The organism is Streptomyces yangpuensis, from assembly GCF_001005295.1.
Classification (GTDB): Bacteria; Actinomycetota; Actinomycetes; order Streptomycetales; family Streptomycetaceae; genus Streptomyces; species Streptomyces yangpuensis.
Window position 1 is genome coordinate 527,829 of sequence record NZ_LBMK01000003.1, and the last position, 17,846, is coordinate 545,674.

Genomic DNA, 17,846 nt, shown 5'->3' on the forward strand with positions numbered 1-17,846 from the left:
TCTCTGGCTTGCCTCCCTGCATTGACGTGCAGGTATGGGCGATTGCGCGCTGACATCACCTTTCTTGCAGGCTCTGCTGCGCCCTGCCTTGCCTCGCCCTGCTGTCCGCCGGGCCACGGGCATTTCCTTTCTCGCGGATGGTGCCCACGCATCAGGGTCCGGCCTGTAATTGGCGTGCCCAGTGAGTCGCGGCGTGCGTTGCCCTGTGCAGATATCACACTTTTCAAGAGTCGGAAACTCAATGCAATCCGGAATTTGCGACAGCATAGTCGCGTCCCTTGGCGATCTCTCGAAACACTATGGCAGTCGCAAAGCTCTGAACGCGGTCAGCTTCGACATCCGCAAAGGAGAAGTCTTCGGACTGCTCGGCCCGAACGGAGCCGGGAAGACCACGCTCCTGGAGTGTCTGACGGGCCTGCGCCGCCCGACCTCGGGTTCCGTGCAGGTCCTGGGTCACGATCCCGGGTCCCGCGCGCCCGAACTGAGGAGACTCATGGCGGTGCAGCCGCAGGAGGCCGCGCTGTTTCCGCAGCTGTCGGTTCGCGAGACCGTCGACCTCTGGGCCTCCTTCTACGGAAACCATGATCCGGTCGACGAAGTCCTGGAGCGGGTCGGCCTGGCGGGTGAGGCGTCGCAGCGCGTGAAAGCGCTGTCCGGAGGGCAGGCCCGCCGCCTGCTCCTGGCGGTCACCGTCATTGGCCGGCCACGCCTCCTCGTGCTGGACGAACCGGCTGCCGGACTCGACCCGCAGGCCAAGGAACGCCTGTGGGACGTCATCCGCAAGCAACGCGAGGACGGCGGCACCGTCCTCCTCACGACACACGACATGAACGAGGCCGCGGAGCTGTGCGATCGAGTGGCGGTGCTCGTCGACGGGCGCATCGCGGCGTGCGACACGCCCGCCCGACTCGTGTCTGAGCTGGCGTCCACCAGCACGGTCACCTTCACGACGCCAGCAGGGACGGACCTCGGGCCGCTCCACGCCCTGCCCGGCGTGACCGTCGTCGAGGTCGCCCGGGAAGCGGACGGACGCAGGACCGTCCAGTTGCGCACGACCGACGGTGACCTCACGCTGCGCCGCATTGCGGCGGACGACCAGTTGGCCGCCGCGGACCTTCAGGTCAGCAGGGGCGGGCTCGACACCGTGTTTCGCAGTCTCGCCACCGGCGGCCCGGGCCGTCGGGAGGAAGCTCCGATCAGGAAGGAGGAGAAGGAATGAATGCGGCACCGTCCGCACTGCGGGAGATGGTCAAGACCAACGCGCGGGAACTGTTCCGTGACGGCAAGACCGCCTTCTTCACCGTGCTCTTCCCCCTTCTCTTCCTCGCGATGTTCCTGGGCCTGGGCACGCTCTCGGCCGGCGGCTCCTACCGGATCGCCGTGGTGGACTCGGCCGAACAGCAGGCGGTCGTCAGCAGTCTGATGCAGGTCGACGGGTTCCACGCAGAAACCTGGACGGGGACGCAACCGCTGTCGGCCGGTGATCTGGGCGGATACGACGCGGTCGTCGCCGTCTCCGGCGGACAGGCACGGGTGGTCGTCGATGCGTCGAGGTTCGGCGCACTGAAGGGTCTGCGGTCCGCGCTGGCCGACAGCGGCTTCGACTCCTCCCGCACCGACTTCCGTACCCCGGACGGCGGCGTGCCTTTCGATCCCCTCAAGGCCGCCCTGCCGACCGGTCTGCTGATGGCACTTATGTCGACGGCGTTCTTCGGCACGGCAACTCCCCTGATAGCCATGAGAGCGCGCGGAACGCTGCGGCTGCTGGGGACCACACCGCTGGGCCGCCTGACCTTCATCGTGGCCCAGGCCCCCGTACGGCTGGCACTCGTCGTCGTCCAGCTGGTCATCCTCGCAACTGTTGCCGTCGTCATGGACTTCATGTCCTTCGCCGACACCCTGAGGCTGACGGGCACAGGTCTGCTGGGCGCCGTCATGCTGTTCGCCTTCGGCTACCTGATGGCGGCCCGCCTGCGCAACGCAGAGGTGGTCAACGGCCTGTTGGGCCTCCTGATGCCGGTACTGCTCTTCTTCAGCGGGCTGTTCCTGCCGCTGAGCATGCTGCCGTCCCTCGTTGCGACGGTCTCCGACATGCTGCCCACCACGTATCTGGTGGACGCCTTCAACCACGACCTCAACGCGGCCGCCTCCGTGCACAGCCTGACCACCGACTGGCTGGTCCTCATCGCTGCGACGGTCGTTTTCGGCGGGCTCGCCGCCCGTCTGTTCCGCTGGGACCAGGGAGAAGCCCGATGAACGCACCCGCCCTGCAGGCCGGCCTCGGCCGGCTCACCGACCTCGACGCCCTCGTGGGCCCCTACGGCCTGGTGGAACGGACGTACCGGCTGCCGAACCACCCCGGGGACCCGCGTTTCCCGATCTTCTCCGCATCCCTCGGCGATCTCGCGCAGGCCGTCGACAACATCGCCGAGTCCACCCGGGGCCGCAGCGCTCGCGGGGAAATGGACGGCGCCGGCGGTGCCGTCGATCCCGAGCGGGCGGCTCGCCTCAGTGTCGCCGAGGCACTGGAGCGCTACGCCACCTCCGTGGTCCAGGCCGACGGAGTGATCTGGGCGACGGCGGAGGAGCTGGGTGACGAGGCGCTGGACCTGACGACGATGCCCCGCTGCTCTCCGGCGGAACTGGCCCACCCCAGGGCCATCACCGTCGACGTCGACACCACGGCACCGATGCGCTGGGTACGCGGCTGGTCCCTCACCGAGCAGAAGTCCCGGTGGGTGCCCGCCGTGGGGGTGTGGATGCACATTCCGCCCCAGTCCCGGGCGGAGCGGTACGCCAATCCCATCTCCACGGGCTGCGCCACGCACACCGACCTGGCGCAGGCCCTGGTGAACGCGGTGTGCGAGGTCGTGGAGCGAGACGCCATCGCACTGACCTGGTACCAGCGCCTGGCGTTGCCGCGGATCGACTTCGACGTGGTCCCGGAGAACCTGGCTCCGTTCCTGGAGAAGTCACGAAACAGCCTGGTGGAAACCGTCTTCTTCGACGCGACGACCGACCTGGGGATCCCGACGGTGTATTCGGTGGACCTCTCGCCGCACAATGAAGTGCTCGGCCAGATGGTCATGTGCAACACGAGCCTGGACCCGTTCGACAGCGTGGCCAAGATCGTTCGCGAGTCGGCGTCCTCCCGTATCGCCATGCAGGTGCCGCGTGAGATGCCGCCGTCCGTGGACGACTTCATGCACGTCTTCCACGGGGCCGCCCATATGGGCCGGCCGGAGCGGAGGAAAGACTTCGACTTCCTCCTCGAAGGCGCTGCCCGTAGGCGCCTCAGCGACATGCCCGTGCTCACCACCGGCGACAGCGGGCAGGACCTGGCCCTGATCGTGGAGCGGTTGAAGCGGGCCGGATGCGACGTGATCGCCGTGGAGTGCACGACGGACGAAGCCCGCGACGTCGGATTCCGTGTGGTGCGAGTCATCGTCCCGCAGCTCATGCCCCTGTCCTTCACCCATCGCGCCCGGTTCCTCGCGCACCCCCGGCTGTACGAGGCGCCGGCCCGGATGGGCCTCCCCGTGCACGGAGAGGCGGACATCAATCCGCATCCCCAGCCCTTCGCCTGACGATCCGACGAGCAGGTCCATGTACATGAATGGGAAGCCAATGACCAAGGTGCACGTGCTCGCAGTGGGCGGGTTCGGCGAGGCCGTTGCGGACCGGCTGTGCCGTGAACGCGCTGACCTGGAGGTCTCGACCGACCAGGCCGGTTCTCTGGAGCTGTCCGCGAGCTGGCCCGATGCCGGCCTGCGCGTTCTCGCCTCCTGGCGGGAGGTGCCGCGACTCGCGGAGGTGCTCGACGCCCGCTCGGCCGACTGGGGTACCCCGTGGTTCCCCGTGCTCGCGGAGCACCCTCGGTTGCGGGTCGGCCCCCTGGTCGTTCCCGGCACCGGAGCCTGCTACCGCTGCTTCCGCAAGCGCCGCGCGCAGCACGAGCGGGACGCTGCACACGTCGCGACCCTGCACGCACACTACGAGACCTCGCCCGGGGCCGGGCCCGGTGGATTCCTTCCCCACCACGTGGACATGGCTGCCGGGATGGCCCTGGACGTGCTGCGGCGGTTCGACACCGGCGACGCCGAGGGCTTCGCAGGCACCGTCCGCCACTGGCACCTGCTGGAGCAGCACCTTTCCGGCGGACGGGTCGTGGCGTTGCACGGCTGCACCCGGTGCCGCAGGCGCCGGGAGGTCCCGGCCGAGTCCACCTGGGCGGACCTGGCGCGAGATCTGACACCCCTGCTGGCCCCCCTCGACGAGGGCGTGGTCCCCACTTCCGACGGGCCCCCGGCCGCGTCGTCGACTTCCGCTCGTCAGTGAGGTAGTGCTGTGGCCGACAACAAGCTGATCTCCGCGGAGGAGATGCGCCGCGCAGTCGCGCAAGACCCCCAGTTCAGTGCCCCGAAACGGCCCGCCCTGTGCCGTGGCCTGGTCGTTGTGCCGTTCCCCGACGGGATCCTCGTCGAAGGGGCCCCGACCCGACAGGTCCTGCGTGGAGCGGCGGCCCGTGACCTGACCACGCGGGTGTTGCCGCTCCTCGACGGAACGAGGGACGTCACGCAGCTCGCGGAGCGGGCGAACGCGCCGGTGCAGCACATCGAACAGGTCGTCGCGCTCCTGTACACCTGTGGGCTCCTGGAGGAGGGGTCGGACGATCCAGTCGTCGACGACCCTGCCGCGGTGTTCTGGTCGCGCAGCCTTGACTCCACGCGTGTCAACCGCAACGCGGCCCAGGCGATGAAGCTGCTGAGCAGTACTCGGGTGGCTGTGGTCGCCGACGGCGGGACCGGAGCGAGGCTCCGCGACGCACTGCTGGAGAACGGGTTCGGCGAGGTGGAACTCGTCCGTTCGCCCGACGTCCTCAGTGATGAGCCCGACCTTCTCGTGGCCGTGGACGAAGAGGGGCGTTCGGATCTGACCGAGGCCGCGCAGTGGTGCGCCGGCCGCGGGGTACCGATGCTCCCCGCTCATCTCCACGGCGCGATGGTGGACCTGGGTCCCTACATCGATCCCGTGTTCACCGTGTCCTTCGACGAGGCCGACCGGCAGCGCAGGGCACACCCTCCGCAGGTCCATCACGAGCCCGCGGGCGAGAACGCCGCGCGCATCATGGCCACCGCCCTGATCGCGGGCCAGGTGACGGCCATTGCGAGCAGGGTGGGCGCCGTCCCCGTGCTGCGCGGCATGGTCCGCACCGATCTGGAGTCGTGGCGAGAGGACATGTACGTCATGGCGCCGGTGCCCGAGCGCACGGACTCCCGGTCCACCCTCACGGCGGCGGACGTGCCTCTCGCCCTGGCCTTCGAGACGTCGGTCGCGTTCCCGCCGCGCAAGCTCCTCAACCCCCGCGACCATCAGATGCACTACAAGCCCGGCAACATCGCCCTGCAGCACGAGAGCAAGCGGTGGCCGAGCGCGCGCACCCTCACGCTTCCCCGGACGGGGATCCACCCGCAGGCTCCGTTGGAGCCGTCCGGGACTGCGGCGGTCGCCCAGGTCGGCCTGACACACCTCGCGTCCCTGCTCCTCCTCGCCGTGGGACGGCAGGAGGAATCGGCGCCGGGCCGCCCCAGCGTGCCGCGATGGGCGCCCACGGGCGGCAATCTGGGATCCGCCAACCTGCACGCCGTGGTCACGGATGTCGCGGGGGTACCGGCAGGCTTCTGGGGGTACGACTCGGCAGCCCACCGGCTGGCGCGGCTGCCCGACGCCGTGGACCCGGCCGAGCTGCCCGGTGCGGACGCCGCAGCCACACTCGTCCTCACCGGATCGCTGGCTCGGGTCGCATCGAAGTACTCGACCTTCGCCTGGCGCATCGTGCACCTCGACGCCGGTGTCGCGATGGCCCAGTTGGCGCACGCGGCCCGGTCCTTCGGGCTCCGGGCCCGGCCGCTGGACCGGTGGGACGACCTGGCTCTGGCCGCCGCGTTCGACCTCGACCTGGATGCCGAGCCCATCACCGGGGTCGTGGAAATCCGACCCTTCACCGCAGACGAGGCATGAACCATGCAGACGACGTCACCGCTTCCCTCGCTGCTGGACCACAACGAGTTGTTGCGGAATCTCCAGTTGCGTTCTCGACTCGACGCGGAAGCCCTCGGAGTGGGACCCGGCGTGCCGGACACCGGGCTGCGCGGTACCTTGCAGGCCGCCGGCGAGGGCCGACACCCGGTCCCCGCCGAGATCGCACCCGCAGGTACGCAACCCCTGGAAGCCCTGCTGCGCCGCCGGGCATCGGTCCGCACCTACGCCCCGCGGCCCGTCGCGTCGGACGTGCTCGCCGCCGTCGTCGACCGTGCCGCGGCATTCGACCGGGAGACGTGGTCCGATCACGACTCGGGCGCTGGCCTGGAGTTCCTCGTGGCGGCGCGGGACGTGGCGGGGCTGCCCGTGGGGCTGTACCTGTACTCCCCGGCAGGGAGCGGATTCATCCGGCTTGCCGACCTCCCTGCCGGCGACGCCGCCGCGGAACTCGTGCTCCAGCTGGAGTTCGCAGACGCACCCGCGATCGTCATGGTGTGCGGCCCGCTGGCAGCGTCCCTGGACCGACACGGCGAGCACGGCCACCGCCTGCTGCTCACCCGGGCCGGAGCCGCCGCGCACACCGCCTGGCTCACTGCTCTGGACCGGGGTCTGGTCGGCAGCATCTTCGCCGGTTTCCTCTCCTCGGCCCTCAAACCCCTGGTCCCCGTCGACGGCTACCGCAGCGCACAGCTGCTGGCCTTCGCCTGCGGCCACGCCGCGGCCGCCAAGTAACACCCACCAGACTCCGCACACCGCAAGGAGTGCGGTCCATCGGCGGCTTCCGCAGTGCGGCGGCCGCCGGTCATCCACCACACCTGAACGGAGGGCGTCATGCCCAACGACATTGATCTCGTGATCGACCTGTTCGCCGAGGACACCACCGCCCTGACGGTCGACGAGCTGCCCAACGACTCGTCGCTCGCCTCGGTCTCGACGGCCGGCACCTTCGGCTGCCTGCTCGGTTCCACCGTCGCCACGGCCGGCACGGCCAGCTCCCGGGGCTGACCCCGCCTCCACCCCGTTTTCACGAAAGGACATTCCAGTGGGAGAGACCACCAACCTCGACCTCTTCGCCGAGGACATCACCAGCGAGCTGACCGCCGAGGTCCTCGACAACGCCGCCCTGCTGGGCACCTGGGGCTCGATCGGCACGTTCGGCAGTGCCACCTGCCCCGCCTCCACGGCCTCGACCGGCGGCAGCGCGTCCTCGTCCGGCTGATCACCCTCCCGACCGCATCGGCGACCGGGGCCTACCTCCATCCTGAAAGGAACATCATGATGAACACGCTCGAATTCCAGGACGCGATGATCATCGACCTGTCCGTTGAGGACATGACGGTCGAGACGCTCGGCGACAGCGCACTGCTCGGCACCGCTGCCTCCTTCGGCACCGCTGCCTCCGCCAGCTGCCCGGCGGCGTGCTTCGGTACCGCCAGCTCCGCCTCCTCGGCCGGCTGATCACCGAACCGCTGAAACCCGGATGAAGACGCTGTCCGGCCGGCACTGGCTCAGAGTGCCGGCCGGACAGCGGCCCCAGCATTATCCCCTCAGGAGCCATTCATGCGATCACCAGCCGCGGCCGAGCACCAGCAGCAAGCCGTGCCCGAAAGCAGCGAAGAGGCGACCGAAGAGAAGAGCAGCGCGGACACCGCGTGGCTCGAGACCGAGCTGCTGGCCGTGCGAGACACCATCGAACGCACGGACGGCCTCGACGGCCGTCCCCTCCTGTTCGATTCCGACACCGGTAAGTACGTGGCAGTGTCCACGGCGGGCACCGCCATCCTCACGCTCCTCGACGGCAGGACCACCGCCCGTGACATCGTGCGCCGAGTGGCCCCGTCGTCCGCCGACCCGGGCCGCGCCGAGACCGCCGTCGTCCGGTTCCTGACGGAGCTCCGCCAGGCGGGGGTGCTCACCCTCGAACCACAGGACGAGACGCGCCGCGAACGGGTCCTCAAGTACTCGTTGCGGCAGAGGATGCCGCGCAAGCCGCTGACACGCTCGGTCCACGTACTGCTCGAACCCGTGGCCAAGGTGCTGCAGAAACTGCCCGTGCCCGCGGTGGTGGGTCTGTGGATCGTGCTCACGGTCGCAGGCCTGGCCACGGCGGGCTATGCCCTCGCGACCCGGAGCCTGCCGGACTACACGGTCTGGTCGGGGATCGCGGCGCTCCTGCTGATGCTGCAGATCGCCGTCCACGAGCTGGCGCACGCCCTGGTATGCCAGTCCTTGCGGGTGCCGGTGCGAGAGGCCGGCATCACCCTCATGCTCTACGTGATGCCCGTGGCGTACGTCGACCGTACGGACGCCTACCGCGTGCGGGGCCGCGCACCGCGCGCCCTCATCGCGCTCGCCGGACCCATGAGCGACGCCATCTGGGCGGGAGCCACCGCTCTCGTGCTGCTCCACACCAGCGGAGCCGTGCACGACATTGCCGGCGCGCTGCTGCAACTGCAGGTTCTGCTCATGATCGTGAACCTGAATCCACTGCTTCCCTCGGACGGCTACCACGCGCTGGAGTCCGCCATGGGCTCCGTCAACCTCCGCGGCCGGTCCTTCGCCTTTCTCGTCCACCTGGTCACCAGGGCCCCGCTGCCCAGCCACCTGCTCGTGAGCGGCAACCTCAAGCGGGCTGGCTACTGCGCCTTCGGCGTCATGTGCGCTCTCTACGGAGTGTTCATGGTCGGCGTCGTCCTGACGTGGTGGTGGCACCTCATCGAAGGGCTCATCGGATGACTCTCCTCCCGACGGCGCCCCAGCCCCCGACGCCACCGCACGCCACGACGATCACCGCAGCGCGGCCCGCGCGGCCCGAGGACAGCACCCCGGGCGGGCTGAGCCCCGTCGTGTCGGCGTGGGCCGTGCACCGTGTCAATCGGTTGCCCGTGGAATCGCTGGATCTCGTCCTGCCCCGCACCTCGGACTCCCTGCGGCGGGAGACGGCGTACGAGGAGCACCTCGCCGAGCGGGCCGGCCTCATCACCGACGCTCTGCACACCGCCGTCCCCACGCTCGACGACGCCCCGCACCTGCGTCGTGCGGCCCTCCAGCTGCGCCGCTGCATACACAACGGGCGACCGGCGCAGCTGCCGGAAGACGTCACGGCCGGGTTGCGCGAAAGGCTGGGCGGCCCGGCAGGCCTCGCACTGACGGACTGGCTCGACGGCATGCGGGACCTCTCCTCACTTCGCACCCGGACCGACGCCCTGTACGAGGAGGAGACCACGCGGGCGACCGCCCGCCTGCGGGACGTCCTGTCCGAGCCGGTCTTCGCCCAGGGACTCGCGCAGGCAAGCCCTCATCTGCTCGATCACGTGACGGCCAAGCCGCTCGAACCGCACGGCAAGGCGGCCCGTTCGGTGCTCGGCTACGTTTCCAGGGCTGCCGTGAAGACCAGCCCGTTCTCCCGGCTGACCGCGCTCGCCCTGGACGGCGGGCAAGCGGACGGAGCGGGCCACAGCTATGTCGACCAGCAGCACGTCCGCGCCTGGCTGGACGCCCTGGCACGCGATGAGCGCTTCGCCGCTGCTTTCGAGGTGGAGCCCAACAGGTCCCTGCGCCGGTCGGGGGGCCGCGCGTACCTGCTGACCTCAGCCCATCCCGGCCCGGGCGAATCCGCATGGCGCACGGATTCACTCGTCGATGCCTCCCGCTACGCCGAGCTGATCGCAGCGCTGGCCTCGTGGCCCCGCATGCCGATCCCCCAAGCCCTCGAACGCCTCGGGGGCAGTGACCCGTTCGGAGGGTTCCTCAGGCTGCTCGACACCGGCCTGCTGCGGCTCGTGCTCCCTTGGACGGCGACGGAACCGCACCCCGTCCGTGCCCTGGCACGGAGCCTGGAGGTCCTTCCCCACCCGGCTGCGCTGCGCACCCGTGCGCTGTTGGAGGAAATGGGGGAGGAGGCAGCGGGGCTCCACCTGCTGTCCGGCAGCGACCGTGCCCGGTCGGTCAATCGGCTCGTCTCGCGCGTCGGCTCCCTCGCCGCGGACGATCCGCAGCCCGCCGTCCGTTACTCCGTGTACGAGGACGCGCTCTGCGACGTTCCGGTGGACCTGCCGGCCGACGTGGTCCGGGAGGACCTCACGGGCCTCGGGCGTCTCCTGCGCCCCTACGTCTTCCGTTCGCACGTCTACGACTGGCTCCGGGACGAGTTCGTGGCCCGGTACGGGACAGGGGGCCACTGCCCCGACCTGTTCGGGTTCCTGTGGGCCGTCGCGGCGTCCCCCGGATTCGAGGGGGCCCTCTACCGAGCGCTGCAGAAGGACCATGCCGAGTCGGGTCGCCCCACCGACCGGGCATGGCTGCCCGTGTCCGCCTCCAGCGCCCCGCCGACGGCAGCCGTGCTGTACCAGGTCGAGGCACCGTCCACCGATGCCGTCCGGCGCGGCGACCACCGGATCGTGGTGAACCAGTACAACTCGGGAGTGGGCGGCCTGCTCGCGCGCTTCCGCCACCTGCTGGACAGCCCGGCGGCCGACCGCGCCGGGCTCACCGGGCAGCTGCGGGGCTGGATCGCCGACCTGTTTCCGCACGCCGCACCGCATCAGCTCACCCTGTCCGGTGACGTGAACGGAATGCACCGCGCAGCCGATGGCGTGCTGCCCGCGTTCCGCTGGCCGGGGGAGCCCTCCCACGCCGGTGACGCCGGTGACGCCGGTGACGCCGACGCGCCCCCGCGCATGAGCCACTGCCCGGCCACGGACACCTTAGAGCTCACGGACTCCACCGGTCGTACCCTCGCGCCCGTCTACCTCGGCGTCGTACCGCAGCACCTGGTACCCGGCGTCGCGAGGCTGCTGCTGTGCCTCGCCGACCCGTGGATCAACGGATCCCGGCTGTGCTGTACGCCGAACCCGGTGGACGGCTCGGCGCCCGTCACCGGCGACGACACGCAAGTGATCCCGCGCAGGGTCCACAACCGCCTCGTCGTCGGACGCCGTACCTGGCGGATCGCCCCCCAAGCCCTGCCCCAGCCGGTCAAGGGCGAGCAGCCGGCCGCCTATTTCCGACGGGTGCACCGGTGGCGTGTCGGCCTGGGCCTTCCGGACGAGGTGTTCGTGTCCGTCGAGTTCCCGTTCACGGTCGCTGCGGTGGGTTCCTCCCGCGGGAAGCCCTTCTGGCTGTCCTTCCGGAGCCCGCACGCGATCTGGGCGGCGGCGAATCTCATCGGCAGGGCGAAGGACGCAACGGCCGTTCGGCTGGCCGAAACGTGCCCGGACCGCTCCCAGTACTGGCTGCGGGATGCCGGCGGCAGGCGCCGGGCGGCAGAACACGTCTCCTTGTTGCGCTGGCAGCGTCCCTCGTGGCCTGTCCGGTCCGGCGGTCACCCGGAGATCCACAGCGCGGAGACGAGCTCATGAACGGTCCTCTCCTGCAGGCCGACTGGTGGTACGTGCGTCTCTATCCCGGTGGACTCGACCGCCTGGACCACGGTGTCCTGCGGTGCCTGCCGCCCCTGGTCGACCTGGCGCGGGAACTGGGCGCCGACCGCTGGTTCTTCATCCAGTACACCGACTGGAAGGGCCCTCACCTCAGGCTCCGGATCCACGGCGAGCGCGACACGGTGGACCGGCTCCACCGCGGACTCCCGCGGATCACCCGCGAGCTCGAGGCCCTCGCCCGCGAGCCGGTCCTCAGTCGTGGCGCCCTGGTCCCGTTCGAACAGCGCCCGTTCGGCGGGAGTCACGTCGGCGTCGAAACGGCTCTCTACGAACCCGAGGAGGGGAAGTACGGCGGACCACGGGGGATCGAACTGGCCGAAGAGGTCTTCCAGCACTCCAGTGAACTCGCCTTGTGGGCCGGACAGCTATCGCGCCGTCCGGACCGTGCGGCCCTCGCGGCACTGCTTCTGAACGCCTCGGCAGCCGCCCTGCAGGACCGCGGCACCGGCAAGGACACCTCGTGGTTCTGGGAGCGCCACCTTGCGTGGTGGACCCATGACGGTGGACGAGGCGCCGAAGGGCTCCGTGCCCGGCTGCGGGACTCCGCCGATACCGACCCGTCGGGGATCCGCAGCAGGGCCGCCGAGATGTCACTCGTTCCGGACGTGCAGGTCCGGCTACGGGGTTGGACGGAAGTTCTGTCCGCATACCTTGCGCGGGCCGAGGCCGACCGTATTCCTTATAGCGCCGGTCACCTTGTATTCCACCAGGCTCACATGATGTGCAACCGGCTGGGGATGCTCCCGCGAGAGGAGGCGCTCCTCGGAATTCTGGCGTCACGGCAACCTGTCCTGATGTGAACCTTTATGGCGCTCCATCAGGAAGCTCGGACGGTGCGTGACATAATGGATGTATGACGCACGATGATAAATCCGGAACTCGTTCCATAGCGATCGGGCTGGCGGTGGGCATGTCGCTCGGCGTCGCCGTCGGGCTCCTGCTCGGGCTTTTCGTCTTCGACAACGTCGGCATGGGCTTGGGCCTCGGCATCGGGATCGGCAGCGCGGCCGGCATCGGCCCCGCAGTGCGGCGCCGTGCCCAGCGTGCACCCTCGGGGGACCAGGGCTGATGCTCCTTGTCGTTCATCTGCCCCGTCGCGCCCAGGGGAGGTTGCCTGGCTGATCCCGGCTGCCTGGTGGCGCGAGCTGGCCCGGTCCGCCCCCGTGCGGAGAGGTGATCCCGAGTGACGGCAGGCCATCGGTGACGGCAGGTCGGTTGCAGTCGAATCGATCTGGTCGCCCTTGTGCTGTACCGATCAGGACGTGCCCGCATGAAAAGCAACGCCGGTTTCAGACATTGAAAGGACACCCAATGCGTTCACCTGCTTCCAAGGCCTTCGTCGTCGCCATGGCGTTGGCTGCCTCTTGCTTCTCCATAGGCCCCGCGTCTGCTGCCGAGGGCGGCTGGTTCACGCCATATGGAAGTGCGACGGTCACCGGAAAACGCCACACGGAACGCGAGCTTCCGTTCTCTGTGCTGACGACACTCGTCATCAGAGGGGATCTGAAGAACGCCGGCAGCGACTGCTACTCCCTCTGGGCCAGGCTCGACACCGGCAGTGCGCCGGCCGTGAGGGCCGCCACCCAGTGCGGTCCGGGCGTAACGTCCTTCACCCTGCGCTCGGCCCCCAGCATGAGCCCCAGCGGAACGTTCGCTGTCTGCAGGGGTGAGGGCACGCTGGACTGCGGTCAGTGGTTCTCGGCGCGCGAGTTCCCTGCCGGTGCGCTCCCGAGAGGCTGAACAAGCCCGTCGGGCCCTCCCTCCTCGCCGGTCCGGGCGGGAAACGCGTACTCCGGCCCGGGGCCGCGCAGCGCCTCCCCCTTCTCCGGATCTCGCCGTCCGAATCGGTCCGGCCGCCGACCAGGGCCCAGGTCCCCGACCTGGGCCCTCGTTCCAGAAGGGGTGACGAGACGAAGCGAGACACGGGCCCTGGCGATCTCCGTGCCGCAGCAAGATCGTTCACAGGGGAGTGCGCGGCGTCGTCGAATCCCTCCCGATCGGGCAGCTGCTCCAGCAGGACCTCGCCCCGGAAAACGCAGGAGGGGCCTGATCCACTGAGTGGATCAGGCCCCTGACCTGGTCTTACGAAGTCGGGGTGGCGGGATTTGAACCCACGACCTCTTCGTCCCGAAGCAGCGCGGGAACGGGCCGACCATGCGTGGACGTGTCGTTGACCAGCACGGACAGTCCTGCAGTGTCTTCCTACGTCCACTGGCGTGCGTCCCGATTGTCACTCAGTTAGACACCCGCGCAGGTGCTCCTCGCGCCTCAGGAGCAGTCTCATGTCCTGCCGCCTCGCGCCACCCTGAGAACTGTGGTGAGAATGGAAACGTCCGCGAAGCTACCTCACGGGTCGTGAAGAAGTCCTATTTGCTTCTCTGATGAATTCGATGCACCGGGTCACCATTTTCCCCAAATGCGATCTGGGGCTCGGCGCCTCAGTCCAGTTGCGGCACACTGTCCGGGCGATCTTGTTCTTGTCGGGAGATTGCGCATTTCCTGCCGCGTTCTTCAAGACGAGCGGGTTGTTCCACTTCCCGCCATCCCAATCATGCTCAGCTCGTGGATGGACTTCCGCAACTGCCTCTCTGAGGAGTTTTTCCGGAGCGTAATTCTCGATCGTATACCCGTCAGTCACCCATGAGAATCCGTCAGTGGCCTCTTTGTTGAATTCACCCTGCACCCGCTTCTTCGTGGCATTCAATTCGGCGCGAGGGCTCCTCTTGTCGCTATCGATCACAATGCTGAGGTACCTATTGAGTCGCCGGAGTTCAATGAACTCTGTGATCTCGCTGTCGGAGGCGGAGAGGTGATTCAATAGCCCACCACCGTAAAACATAATCGAGTAGTCGAGGCCTTCGATCAAGCTGCCGTCGATCTGCTTTATCCAGTGATTTAGGTAAATTCGATCTGATGGCCCTTCCACCCAAATTACGGCATTGGTCTGCAGTAGATCCGATGGGCGGTATCCAAGGTCGGCGCACACCTGTGACAATTGGGATGGCGATACGGCCGGTTCCAGCGTGGACTTAGTTCCATCGTGGCGCACATGCAGAACGGTCGCCAATTGGTGATCAAGTAGGTGGGCCGAATGCGTTGCGATCAGATACTGATTGTTGGTTTCCGTAGCGAGGTATCGAATGAACTTCCTCTGGTAGATCGGGTGAAGGTGCACTTCAGGCTCTTCGATGCAGACAATCTGTCGATCGTGCACGGTAGCAGCGACAGCGAGGATGATTACCTGGTGCACGCCAGTCCCTAGGTTCTCCAGGGGGAGAATGCGTCCGCCGTGATGCACGTTTAGTGTGAGTGCGTCATGCTGAACCTCTAGTCGAGCGGTTTCGTCATCCAGGATCGTTTTAACGAACTTGTTGATTGCCTCAAATTTCTTGGTGTCCTCGTCGTGGGTCGACGCCTTCGGGTTTTGAAGCATCTGTAGGCGGGGGAGAAGGCCGCTCCCCTCGACCGTCCCCTCCGGTCGGTCTCCTTCGCGCAAGGGCTGAATCTGGCGAAATGCTTCAATCTTGACTGCCGGGCTGCGTGGCCGCTTTCGACGCGGGATCACATTTCTCAGGATTGACTGCATGTTCTGCCGGCCTGCGCCGATTTCAGATCCGCTTGTGGTTGACATCCCCATGCTTCGGCAAAGTTGAATCAGTGCCGAATTTCCTAGCTCGTTGATCAGGTCATCGAATTGGTCTAGGGTGACCGTTCCGTCGATTTCGTACTTGATCCACGTGAGCCCGTCGCGCACCAGTGACCTGTGGTGGAAGATGGAATATATCTGGCGTACTATGCCCGCCTCCCATTTCGCACGTGCGACGCTCGGAACCAGGTCCTTCTCCCAGTCGTACGCCAGGGCGTATCGCGTATTGGATTCCTCGCCTCGATGCCTATCTAGGTCCTGGACTTCGTAACTTCCAGAAGTGATCGAGGTTAGGAGACGAAGGAAGTTTGACTTTCCGGAGTTGTTCTGGCCAGCGAGGAGGGTGACCGCTCCCAGCTTTCCACTGAACTGCATTTCTCCGCCAAAACTCCTGTATCCCATGACGGCGAAGCCGGGAACGATAATCTCTGCCACTTTCACTCCCTACCGAGGAACGGAGCGGCGCCATGGCGCCGAGCCGTGGCAGCCTCGGACGTCATGAGCAGCGTGGCCTGAACGTACTGCTTCCATGCGACCGGTGGAGAGTGTTTGCCGAGGGTGGAAGTCGTCCCCCCTTGCGACCTATGGGGCAGTTAGGCGGCCATGTGGCGAGGCGTCGCTCGGCTACGAGACGTGCGCGAGCCTGCTCGTGAAACCCCGGGTGCAAAGCCGCTGGTAGGCGGCGAGTACATGGGCAGGTACTGGCATGCACACCATGAAGCCCTGGACGGGGTAGAGCTGGAGTCGCTGGAGGGCGCCTACAAGCATGTCGATGACCAGCTTCGGGTCGCCGATGGAGTCGACGTACTCCGCGAACGTCATCGCAGTGGACGCGCTGACAATCTCCACCTCCGGCCAGAGCTTCCGCGCAGTGGCGTACGCGCGCCGCTCTTCGTACGGTTTGCTGATCAGCAGTACGGATTCGATGGGGCGGCCGGCGTCCTCCAGCAGGGCCCGGGTGAGTCGGATGTTCTCCCCGGTGTTGCGGGCGTTGGGTTCCACGAGGACGTCCTCAGGCGGGACCCCCAGCTCCAACGCCCGCTCGCGGTAGTGCACCGCCTCCCCGCGCGGCATGCGGGCGCGGGTCGTCGGGCTGGTGGCGCCCGTGAATACGATCAGGGGCGCCATGCCGCGCTGGTACAGGTCGACCGTCGTGTCGGCCACGCCGAGGTCGTGGCTGCCAAGGCCGACCGCGACTGAGCAGGGGCGCGGCTCGTGGTGCATCTGGTGGAAGTCCCAGATGAGTTCCGCGTCCGCCCACACCTGCTCAGAGATCACTGCTGTTCGCCACCCTTGGTCGAGTCCGGAACCTTGAACTCATACTCCCAGGCGAAGCGCGACGCGGCGTGTACCCCTATGGCGAACTCGACGACCGTTCCGTCTGCTGTGTACGTCGTGCGGTGCAGCTCCACCACTGGTTCGCCCGTCGGTAGCTTGAGCAGCTTGATTTCGTCGGCCGTGGGGACGCGCGCGAAGATGCGTTCCTTCATGTGGTCGATCTCGTACCCGGCGTCGTAGAGGACCCGGAAGCCGCCACCGCGGCCCGCCGGCCCCGGGGTGGGGTCAACGATGCGCGTGCCCTCGACGTGCTCGGGCCGGTAGTAGCTGGTGAGGGTGTGCGTCGGCTGCTCGCCCTCCTTCACGAGACGAGCGCGCGCGTACACCTGGGCACCAGCCGGCAGCCCGTGCGCCTCGGCCGCAGGGGCGGGTGCTTCGATGAGGCTGACGGACTGGGTCTGCTCGCCGCGCCGGTAGGTGCGACCGGAGGCGACACGGTCCGCGATGAACGCCACCTCGTCCCCGTCGCGCCACTTCGCCTTGTCGTAGCGGCTGATTCCGATGCGCTTCAGCGGTGTCTGCGCGCGAACCATCGTTCCCACGCCGCGCGACGACGTGACGAGCCCCTCGGCCTCAAGAGCCTTGTAGGCGGCGTTGACGGTGGCCTTGGAGCCCTCGCCTGCCTCGACCAGATCGCGAATCTGGGGCAGCAGCTGGCCAGGGGTGTAGTCGCCGTTCTTGATCTGCTCGGCCAGTTTGTCGGCCAGCTCTCGCCACTTCGGTGCCACCGGGCACTCCTCTCGACATGGCCAGTTTCCCACAGTCCTAGGACATTGACAGTCCTAGGACTGGAGTGTCATGGTCTACCTCAACGGCGAACAGTCCTAGGACAAGCTACCCCGCCTGGAGTTGCTGTGCTCGCCTGAGTGAGTGCTGTCTGTGCTGCATCCCAACGCAATGCAGCCCCCGGCGTTCCCGCGCCGGAGGCTGCTGTTGGGTCCCGTTCCTCTCTCGAAGGAGCAAGACCCGTGAAGTCCATCGTTGCACTTCAGGAGCGTGTTACCCCGTGGTCCGACGGCCTGGAGCCGTCGGATGCGGAGCTTGAGGCGATCGAGGTCGAGTTGCCGCTGATCCTGGCGGAACGCGACCTGCTCGACGCGGAGATCATGACGCTGGACCGCACGCCGACCGAGGTGGACGTGCAGCGGATCCGCCGGGCCTGCCGGCGGGTGCTCGCCGCCCGGACCGCGCTGGAGAACAAGGCCGCCCACCTCCCGTCTTCCGGTGGCGCGGCATGAACAAGCAGATCTTCGGCGCGCAGATGTCCGTGCGCTGCTGTGGCACCACCGGCCCGACCGCGACGGACGGTCCGTGCTGGCAGCTGTATGTGGCCATGAGCGGTCTGGTCAGCGAGTGGCCCACCTACACCTGGCCGCCCA

General features: G+C 67.9%; 18 protein-coding genes. 15 read left to right on the forward strand and 3 right to left on the reverse strand.

All coding sequences use genetic code 11. The annotated features are described in order from the left end of the window. Positions 1-241: 241 nt before the first annotated feature. The 13 genes from AAT21_RS17735 to AAT21_RS17790 all read left to right on the forward strand — a co-directional run bounded on the left by AAT21_RS17735 (position 242) and on the right by AAT21_RS17790 (position 12,552). Entirely contained in the window at positions 242-1,219 is a 978-nt protein-coding gene (locus AAT21_RS17735) for an ABC transporter ATP-binding protein (RefSeq protein ID WP_046777827.1), read from the forward strand. Beyond that, positions 1,216-2,256, forward strand: a complete 1,041-nt coding sequence (locus AAT21_RS17740; RefSeq protein WP_052757848.1) for an ABC transporter permease — start codon at positions 1,216-1,218, stop codon at positions 2,254-2,256. The genes AAT21_RS17735 and AAT21_RS17740 overlap by 4 nt, the downstream gene beginning before the upstream one ends. Continuing rightward, a complete protein-coding gene (locus AAT21_RS17745) occupies positions 2,253-3,587 on the forward strand; it encodes a YcaO-like family protein (protein ID WP_046777828.1) in 1,335 nt (444 codons plus the stop codon). The genes AAT21_RS17740 and AAT21_RS17745 overlap by 4 nt, the downstream gene beginning before the upstream one ends. Positions 3,588-3,627: 40 nt before the next feature. Next, the gene (locus tag AAT21_RS17750; RefSeq protein ID WP_052757849.1) at positions 3,628-4,338 is read left to right on the forward strand and encodes a TOMM precursor leader peptide-binding protein; all 711 of its coding nucleotides are present in this window, start codon (positions 3,628-3,630) and stop codon (positions 4,336-4,338) included. A gap of 9 nt (positions 4,339-4,347) precedes the next feature. Continuing rightward, positions 4,348-6,021, forward strand: coding sequence for a hypothetical protein (locus tag AAT21_RS17755; protein WP_046777829.1), 1,674 nt, complete (start codon positions 4,348-4,350; stop codon positions 6,019-6,021). Between the two features lie 3 nt (positions 6,022-6,024). Further along, entirely contained in the window at positions 6,025-6,774 is a 750-nt protein-coding gene (locus tag AAT21_RS34525) for a nitroreductase family protein (RefSeq protein WP_079025769.1), read from the forward strand. Positions 6,775-6,873: 99 nt separating this feature from the next. Then, a complete protein-coding gene (locus AAT21_RS36860; RefSeq protein WP_107081314.1) occupies positions 6,874-7,047 on the forward strand; it encodes a thiocillin family RiPP in 174 nt (57 codons plus the stop codon). 37 nt (positions 7,048-7,084) lie between these two features. Next, positions 7,085-7,261: a thiocillin family RiPP gene (locus AAT21_RS17765; RefSeq protein ID WP_107081315.1), complete on the forward strand. Its 177-nt coding sequence runs from the start codon at positions 7,085-7,087 to the stop codon at positions 7,259-7,261. Between the two features lie 56 nt (positions 7,262-7,317). Further along, positions 7,318-7,500 (forward strand): thiocillin family RiPP, encoded by a 183-nt coding sequence (locus AAT21_RS17770; RefSeq protein ID WP_046777831.1) that lies wholly within the window; start codon positions 7,318-7,320, stop codon positions 7,498-7,500. Positions 7,501-7,602: 102 nt separating this feature from the next. Then, complete coding sequence (locus tag AAT21_RS17775) at positions 7,603-8,778, forward strand: PqqD family peptide modification chaperone (RefSeq protein WP_052757851.1); 1,176 nt, start codon at positions 7,603-7,605, stop codon at positions 8,776-8,778. Between the two features lie 149 nt (positions 8,779-8,927). Continuing rightward, positions 8,928-11,402, forward strand: a complete 2,475-nt coding sequence (locus AAT21_RS17780; RefSeq protein ID WP_046777832.1) for a lantibiotic dehydratase — start codon at positions 8,928-8,930, stop codon at positions 11,400-11,402. Then, the gene (locus AAT21_RS34530) at positions 11,399-12,283 is read left to right on the forward strand and encodes a thiopeptide-type bacteriocin biosynthesis protein (RefSeq protein ID WP_052757852.1); all 885 of its coding nucleotides are present in this window, start codon (positions 11,399-11,401) and stop codon (positions 12,281-12,283) included. Before AAT21_RS17780 ends, AAT21_RS34530 begins: the two co-directional genes overlap by 4 nt. Positions 12,284-12,336: 53 nt before the next feature. Next, a complete protein-coding gene (locus AAT21_RS17790) occupies positions 12,337-12,552 on the forward strand; it encodes a hypothetical protein (RefSeq protein ID WP_046777833.1) in 216 nt (71 codons plus the stop codon). A 1,272-nt stretch (positions 12,553-13,824) separates the two neighbouring features. Here AAT21_RS17790 and AAT21_RS35790 read toward each other — a convergent pair. From AAT21_RS35790 to AAT21_RS17805, 3 genes are all read right to left on the reverse strand, one after another. After that, positions 13,825-15,564 (reverse strand): ATP-dependent nuclease, encoded by a 1,740-nt coding sequence (locus tag AAT21_RS35790; protein ID WP_079025770.1) that lies wholly within the window; start codon positions 15,562-15,564, stop codon positions 13,825-13,827. A gap of 189 nt (positions 15,565-15,753) precedes the next feature. Continuing rightward, a complete protein-coding gene (locus AAT21_RS17800) occupies positions 15,754-16,407 on the reverse strand; it encodes a YdcF family protein (protein WP_046777835.1) in 654 nt (217 codons plus the stop codon). Further along, on the reverse strand, positions 16,404-17,195 hold the full coding sequence (locus tag AAT21_RS17805) for a GntR family transcriptional regulator (protein ID WP_046777836.1): 792 nt from the start codon (positions 17,193-17,195) through the stop codon (positions 16,404-16,406). Before AAT21_RS17805 ends, AAT21_RS17800 begins: the two co-directional genes overlap by 4 nt. A 240-nt stretch (positions 17,196-17,435) precedes the next feature. Here AAT21_RS17805 and AAT21_RS17810 point away from each other — a divergent pair, with 240 nt between their 5' ends. Both AAT21_RS17810 and AAT21_RS40025 read left to right on the forward strand, forming a co-directional pair. Further along, positions 17,436-17,705 carry a DUF6284 family protein gene (locus AAT21_RS17810; RefSeq protein ID WP_046777837.1) on the forward strand — a complete coding sequence of 90 codons (270 nt, stop codon included), beginning with the start codon at positions 17,436-17,438 and terminating at the stop codon, positions 17,703-17,705. A 95-nt stretch (positions 17,706-17,800) separates the two neighbouring features. Beyond that, positions 17,801-17,846, forward strand: a 46-nt coding sequence (locus tag AAT21_RS40025) for a hypothetical protein (protein WP_235438688.1), incomplete at its 3' end; no start/stop codon positions are given.

Bases quoted from the DNA above. Each gene is read 5' to 3' on its own strand.
- AAT21_RS17735 (WP_046777827.1), top strand. From the start codon at position 242: ATGCAATCCGGAATTTGCGACAGCATAGTCGCGTCCCTTGGCGATCTC.
- AAT21_RS17740 (WP_052757848.1), top strand. From the start codon at position 1,216: ATGAATGCGGCACCGTCCGCACTGCGGGAGATGGTCAAGACCAACGCG.
- AAT21_RS17745 (WP_046777828.1), top strand. From the start codon at position 2,253: ATGAACGCACCCGCCCTGCAGGCCGGCCTCGGCCGGCTCACCGACCTC.
- AAT21_RS17750 (WP_052757849.1), top strand. From the start codon at position 3,628: ATGACCAAGGTGCACGTGCTCGCAGTGGGCGGGTTCGGCGAGGCCGTT.
- AAT21_RS34525 (WP_079025769.1), top strand. From the start codon at position 6,025: ATGCAGACGACGTCACCGCTTCCCTCGCTGCTGGACCACAACGAGTTG.
- AAT21_RS36860 (WP_107081314.1), top strand. From the start codon at position 6,874: ATGCCCAACGACATTGATCTCGTGATCGACCTGTTCGCCGAGGACACC.
- AAT21_RS17770 (WP_046777831.1), top strand. From the start codon at position 7,318: ATGATGAACACGCTCGAATTCCAGGACGCGATGATCATCGACCTGTCC.
- AAT21_RS17775 (WP_052757851.1), top strand. From the start codon at position 7,603: ATGCGATCACCAGCCGCGGCCGAGCACCAGCAGCAAGCCGTGCCCGAA.
- AAT21_RS34530 (WP_052757852.1), top strand. From the start codon at position 11,399: ATGAACGGTCCTCTCCTGCAGGCCGACTGGTGGTACGTGCGTCTCTAT.
- AAT21_RS17790 (WP_046777833.1), top strand. From the start codon at position 12,337: ATGACGCACGATGATAAATCCGGAACTCGTTCCATAGCGATCGGGCTG.